This window comes from Pseudoalteromonas sp. H71 (assembly GCF_001468485.1).
Lineage (GTDB): Bacteria > Pseudomonadota > Gammaproteobacteria > Enterobacterales > Alteromonadaceae > Pseudoalteromonas.
Genome location: NZ_LODI01000039.1, coordinates 1 through 2,218, shown reverse-complemented (window position 1 = coordinate 2,218; position 2,218 = coordinate 1). Strand labels below are relative to the sequence as shown.

1 protein-coding gene is annotated in these 2,218 nt (G+C 37.6%); it reads right to left on the bottom strand.

Features of this window, described 5'->3' with window-relative positions:
* Window positions 1-164: 164 nt before the first annotated feature.
* Window positions 165-1,946 (bottom strand): SEL1-like repeat protein, encoded by a 1,782-nt coding sequence (locus ATS71_RS14375; protein ID WP_058405448.1) that lies wholly within the window; start codon window positions 1,944-1,946, stop codon window positions 165-167.
* Window positions 1,947-2,218: the final 272 nt, after the last annotated feature.

Below are 2,218 nucleotides of genomic sequence, written 5' to 3'. Positions count from 1 at the left end.
TAATCTGACAGTTACCAGTATCTGCTAGCTTGTTCGAGCTTAAAATATCCTTAAGTATATGCTCTGAAAAATGGGACATACCGCCCTCACCATTCTCTGAAAAATGGCTGACTTCCGATTGAAGCGAAATCGTCCATTTTTCTTATGCCGCTTCAGTCGGTTGGTTAAAAAGCATTGCTTTGCTTTTCGTATTCTTTCGCTTTTTTAGCTTCTGCTTGTTTTTTTTGCTCAGCCTTCATAGCATCATAATTTTTAGGGTTCTTAAAAGTCAGATAAGTCGTGGTAGACGGCCAGCCTCTGCTAACTTCAATAGAAATTCCATCTTTCAGTTTCCATTGATAACTCACTTCCCCGACATTAATACGTCCCGAAGACGTCGTTGGTTTGCCATATTTGTTTGCTACAAAGTTTTTAACTTCAACAACTTTTTGAGTGTCCATATTGGCAGGGAAAGTATATTTCGCAATGGCAAATGAATCCTTAATTTCATAGCCAACATATAACTGGCTAGTACCTTGTAAAATATTGCTTGAGTTATACGTATCGCCCCAATTGTTCTTGTTTTCTTTTATTACCGTCGCTCCAGCATGCTTGATTGCAGCTCTCAGTTCATCGCGATCAGCACACTTTATTAAGACATTAAATAGTAACGAGGACGAATCCCTTTGGCAGACTAATTCACTCAACCTTTGTATAGCTTTCCCCTTTATTCGATTAACCGTATAATTGCTTTTTTTTGCATACTGCGAAGACTTTACAGCACGTTCATACCACTGGATTAGTTGATTTATGTTTTTATCTTTGCCTTTGCCTTTGCCTTCGCCTTCGTCATAAAGCTCTCCAATAGAGTACGCCGAGATAAAGGCTTGGTAATTTAATTTTTTTTCTGACAACTGATAAGCTTGCTTGAACAGCTCTAAAGCTTTGGTAGGGTTAGGCGTTAATATCTCTTTTGTATCTCTAGCATAAAACGTATTGCCTGTGTGATAAATTTTGGCTAGGTCAACGATAGCGTTAATATATCCCCCATCGATAGCATCATTTAATAGTGCTAAACCTTTTGGAATATCTTGAGTTACATTCCTGCCAACAAGATAAATTTTTGCGAGTTCATTTGCTGCCCCCAAATGATCTTTGTTAATTGCTTCATTATATAAGCGAAGTCCCTCCTCGACATTTTGTGGAACCCCTCTATTGCCTTTGAAATAGACTCTTGCCAGCGATAACAAACTATCTGAGTCTCCCTGAGCTACGGCTTGCTTGAAATATATTACTGACTTAGGGACATCCATTTCGACTCCCCAGCCATTAAGGTACATCTTGGCAAGTTCTTTTTGAGATTGTAAAAAGCCATCATCTGCTGATTGGGAATACCATTTTATCGCCTTTTCAATGTCTTTATCGACGCCCCATCCATAATGATAGGATCTCGCCAACTCATACTTGCCCCAGTTACTTCCTAAGACTGCGGCTGTCGAAAACCATTGATGTGCTTCTGTATTATTTTTTTCAACTCCTTTCCCATATCGATGAATTACGCCTAAAAAGTATTGTGCTCCTGCAATATTTCGTTTGGCTGCTTTTAAAAACCATTCTTTTGCTTTGAGGTAGTCTACTTCAACCCCTATGCCGGAATAGTAAATATTGCCAAGCATGTAATATGCACCGTCTATATTAGCTTCAGCTGATTTTTGGTAATACTCTCGTGCTTTAGTGTAATTTTTCTCTATGCCGTTGCCATAGTAATACATTTGCCCAATAAAAAACTGGGACTTTCCAATGTCCTCACCGATTGCGATTGACGCCTTAAAGCTCTGCAATGCGACTTTGTAATTTTTATCGTTATAAAACTCGAAGGCTTTGTCGAAAGTTGACTTCCCGATTACGGGCATTGACGCGAAAATAGACGTCAAGAAAACTAATACAATTAATGCAGCTCTAAGCATATTATTTTATTCCTGAAAAAGCTTAGTATCTCAGAAAAGAAATTTGATAGCACTAACCCGAAACTCTAAGTGGTTAATAAGTATGCTTTTTATATTTGAAGAGTAACCAAGCTTTTTCCAGAAATGCAGAAAAGTAATCTATTTAAGGTTACTTTAAAAATAATAAGTGAGTTAATTAAGATCATTGAAGCTAGGACAATTTATACCAACTCTTTCCGTAAGCTAACCGACTATATAGCCAATTTATGAATTCCCTAATCTAGTTTTTCTAT